5 protein-coding genes are annotated in these 4,205 nt (G+C 40.8%); all 5 read left to right on the plus strand.

Annotated elements, in window-relative coordinates; translation table 11 throughout:
• Positions 1–555 (plus strand): HAMP domain-containing sensor histidine kinase (locus P9M13_01800; GenBank protein ID MDP8262022.1); only part of this gene is annotated, 555 nt, incomplete at its 5' end.
• Between the two features lie 541 nt (positions 556–1,096).
• Positions 1,097–2,431, plus strand: coding sequence for a group II intron reverse transcriptase/maturase (ltrA, locus tag P9M13_01805; protein ID MDP8262023.1), 1,335 nt, complete (start codon positions 1,097–1,099; stop codon positions 2,429–2,431).
• 104 nt (positions 2,432–2,535) lie between these two features.
• Positions 2,536–2,919, plus strand: a complete 384-nt coding sequence (locus P9M13_01810) for a four helix bundle protein (protein ID MDP8262024.1) — start codon at positions 2,536–2,538, stop codon at positions 2,917–2,919.
• Positions 2,920–2,989: 70 nt separating this feature from the next.
• Positions 2,990–3,352 carry a response regulator gene (locus P9M13_01815; GenBank protein MDP8262025.1) on the plus strand — a complete coding sequence of 121 codons (363 nt, stop codon included), beginning with the start codon at positions 2,990–2,992 and terminating at the stop codon, positions 3,350–3,352.
• 121 nt (positions 3,353–3,473) lie between these two features.
• On the plus strand, positions 3,474–4,205 hold a 732-nt coding region (locus P9M13_01820), incomplete at its 3' end, for a CheR family methyltransferase (protein MDP8262026.1).

Consider the following 4,205-nt stretch of genomic DNA (forward strand, 5'->3'; position numbering starts at 1 on the left):
CATGAATTTTTGGGGATCGCAAAAAGAAATGTTGATCGATTGGCCAGGCTGATAAACGATGTTCTTGATTTTCAGAAGCTTGAAGCGGGAAAGATGACTTTCAATATTGAAGAGAATGATATAAATGAGACAGTATGTGAGGTCTGCCAGACAATGGACACGGTAGCGCGGCAAAAACAACTTGAGATCATTACACGTTGTAAAAAGAATATCCCAACTTTTCGTTTTGACAAAGATAAAATTATTCAGGTGCTGACAAATCTTATAAATAATGCGATCAAGTTTACCGAGAAGGGGTCGGTGACGATAGCTACCTCAGTTAAAGACAATATCGTACAGGTAGCGGTTTCTGATACGGGGATGGGAGTAAAAAAAGAGGATCTAGATCGTCTCTTTAACTATTTTGAGCAGATCGGTGGCAAAGAAAGAAAGGTTGGTGGGACTGGTTTAGGGTTGGTTATCTCTAAAGAAATCGTAGCGCGTCATAATGGCAAAATATGGGTTAAATCAGAGTTTGGAAAAGGAACCACGTTTTATTTTGTTCTGCCGGTTTAGGAACGGAGACGTATTAGTTCGGAGTAGGGAGTTAGGAGTTCGGAGAAAAAACATGAGTGCGCCAAGAAAAGCTAATATAAGCAAGCTGGACAATCCAGCACGTGTAATGGCTAACCACCGGCACGGAACCAAACCATGCGTATAAGGAGGTAACGAATTATGCGAAGCCATGGTAAGGGCAGTTTGTCAGCCACAACGCAAGTGAAGGTATTGAGCCTCGAAAATATCCATATCGCATTGGGTCAAGGGTTTCATGTTCTGGAAACCAATATCAGGACACACGCTAAAGGTGAGAGTGTCTCTGACGTGCCGGGGTCTAAGTCCGTAGCGGGCAAACGAACTGTTTATATTGGAACTTGGGAGAACCGAAGCGTTCCAACAGGAAGCTTCCAAGAAGCCGAAGAGGCAACAAGGAAGTATGGCGTTTTGGTAGTCGGACTGACTCATAGTAGAGGGGTAAACAGGGTAATGCCTGTTAAGTCTCGAAGGTTCGGGACACTCGAAGGGGTCAGCAGTTTAACGCAGAGGGAGGATATCTGTCATGCCGTACACTGATATAGGAGAAACATGGCAGAAATTATCTCTCATAACTGGTCATGCCCGAAGAAACCCTGATTTTCAGTTTACGAGCCTTGCTCACTTACTGAATGCTGAATATCTTCGGGATTGCTACAAAAGCCTGAACAGGAATAAGGCTGTAGGAATTGATAACCTAAGCTGGGAAGAATACGGCAGGAATTTGGATGAAAATCTGGAGCTGTTAGTCTCAAGGCTGAAGCGCAAGAAATACAAGCCGATACCGGCGAGACGAGTATATATTCCGAAAAGCGAGACAGAAGAACGCCCACTCGGAATATCAGCGCTGGAGAACAAGATAGTAGAACGTGGAATCACGTGGATACTTGAAAGTATCTATGAACAGGATTTTTTGAACTGTTCATACGGTTTTCGTCCAAAGAGAAACAGTCATCAAGCATTAAAAGAACTTAATGATTTGACAATGTTTCAGCCGGTAAACCACATTGTAGAGGCGGATATAAAGGGATTCTTTGATAATGTGCCGCATGAGAAACTCATAGAGTTTATCCGGATAAGAGTAAAGGATACGACACTATTGAACCTGATAAAGAAATTCCTGAAAGCCGGCTATATTGATGATGGAGTATTGGTAAAATCGGATACCGGAACGCCTCAAGGCAGTATTCTCAGTCCGATTTTGGCTAATATCTTCCTGCACTATGTATTGGATACATGGTTTGAGACAACAATCAAAAGCCATGTCCGAGGGTTCTGTGAAATCGTTAGATATGCGGACGACTTTGTTTGCGTAGTCCGTTATGCGGATGATGCCAAGCACATTGAGCGAGAGCTGCGAAACCGATTCAATAAGTATGGTCTGGAAATACATCCGGCAAAAAGCCGGAATATAGGTTTCGGACGATTTGAACGAGAAAACGCTAAAGCACAGAACCGCCGTACCAACACGTTTGATTTTCTGGGTTTTACTCACTATTGCGACAGGTCAAGAAACAATAACTTCAAAGTAGGACGTAAGACCAGCCGCAAGAAATACTCCGTAAAATGCAGGGAAATGAATACGTGGCTTAAGGCGATAAGAAATCAGGTTAAAACCAAAGAGTGGTGGAAAATTCTGGTAGTAAAGCTACGGGGACATTTTCAGTATTATGGAGTTAGTGAGAATTATAGGGGGATTGCAAGGTTCTATAAATACACCATAAGAATGGTGCAGAAATGGATGAACCGGCGCAGTCAGAAGCGGAAAATGAGTTGGGATAGATTTACAAAATATCTCGAGCATTATCCGTTGCCAAAACCGAAAATAGTGCATAGCTTTTATGTGTCACGTGTAAGGTGAGTTGGATTGAAGAGCCGGATGTGAGAAATTCACAAGTCCGGTTCTATGAGGGGCATTGAAACTCCTCTTGTTAATTGTGAAAATATAAGAAAAGGAGTCATATTATGTCTACTCGACAAATGAAAACAAAAATAGAGCAAAAGTTTAATTTCGAAGATTTAATGGTGTATCAGAAGGCATTGGAGTATGTTGATTATGTATATAAGATTACAAGCGGATTTCCGCGCGCCGAATTGTTTTCTTTGGCAGACCAATTTAGAAGAGCAGCAACTTCCATTTGTCTGAATATAGCAGAAGGAAGTGGAGGAAGCAAACTTGAGTTTAATAGATTTCTTAGAATTGCGAGAAGATCGATCAGAGAGTGTATCGCTATAACTGAAATTTCACTTAGACAGCGTTTTATTAACAATGAAGATAGACATAAATCACGTGATTATTGTGTTGAAATATCAAAAATGGTGAGTGGATTAATGAAGTCGTTGAAATAAGTTCGGAGGATTTTTTATTTTACTCCGAGCTCCTAACTCCGAACTCCAAACTATTTAAAAGGAGCTAAATATGGATAAAAAAATTCTAGTAGTAGATGATGAACCGGATATTTTGAGGCTGGTAACATTTAGGTTAAAAAAATATGGATGTGAAGTATTATCGGCAACGAATGGAAAGGAAGGATACGAGCTTATTTGCAAAGAAAAACCTGATCTGGTGCTTTTGGATTTGCGGCTTCCGGAGCTTGATGGGACGGAAGTGGCAAGAAAAGTAAAAGAAGATCCCCAGTTGAGCTCAGTTCCTATTGTTATCCTTACCGCAAGCGCGGATGCCGCTGATCTTGAAATAATAAAAGAGCTCAAAGTTGAAGGGTATCTTACAAAACCGTTTGAGCTGGCAGACTTGTTTGCGACAGTGGAGAAATATATTTAATGGTTCGGAGTAATGAGTTCGGAATCTGGAGTATTTTTTTATTTCACTCCCAACTACAAACTTTGAACTCCGAGCTGTTTAATCCGAACTCCAAACTCCGAACTGACAACGGATAACTAAGATGATTTTTCCGGAAGAATTAAAGAATAAGTTCAGGCAATTTATTGCCGGCAGTTGCGGCCTGTATTTTAAAGACCACGATATAAAAAGTCTGGAAGCCGCTTTAAGAACAAGGGCGGGATCTTGCGGGATTGATTCTGCGGCAGCATACTATGCTTACCTCACAACTTCCAAAAACAAAAGAGATGAATTTAGGCAACTGCTGAACATTTTGACAGTAAATCATACCTATTTTTTCAGGAATGAACCGCATTTTAGGGTTTTGAAAGAAAAGGTGTTGCCTGAGATCATTACCCGGAAGACAAAAAATCTTTCCGCTTCACCCGAATCGCGGGCAACATTGAGAGTCTGGAGCGCTGGATGTTCTAGTGGCGAGGAACCATATTCTATTGCTATGGTGATAAGGGATCTTATAGAAGATTTTAACCGGTGGGATATCCGGATCTTTGCGACGGATGTTTCATCGGAAGCGCTGCAAGCGGCCGAAAAAGGTGTCTATGGCAAAAATTCTATGCGTCTGGTGAATAGTGAACATAAGAAAAAATATTTTATAGAGAAAAGAGACTTGAGATGCGAAGTAAAAAATTCAATAAAAAGCATGGTGAAATTTAATTATTTAAATCTTATTGATGAGGAGTATCCTGAAAATATCGACATAATATTCTGCCGCAACGTGACGATATATTTCGATTTGGAAACAACGATAAAAATAATGAATAAAATACACGCAAGC

It is taken from the genome of Candidatus Ancaeobacter aquaticus, from assembly GCA_030765405.1.
Lineage (GTDB): Bacteria > Auribacterota > Ancaeobacteria > Ancaeobacterales > Ancaeobacteraceae > Ancaeobacter > Ancaeobacter aquaticus.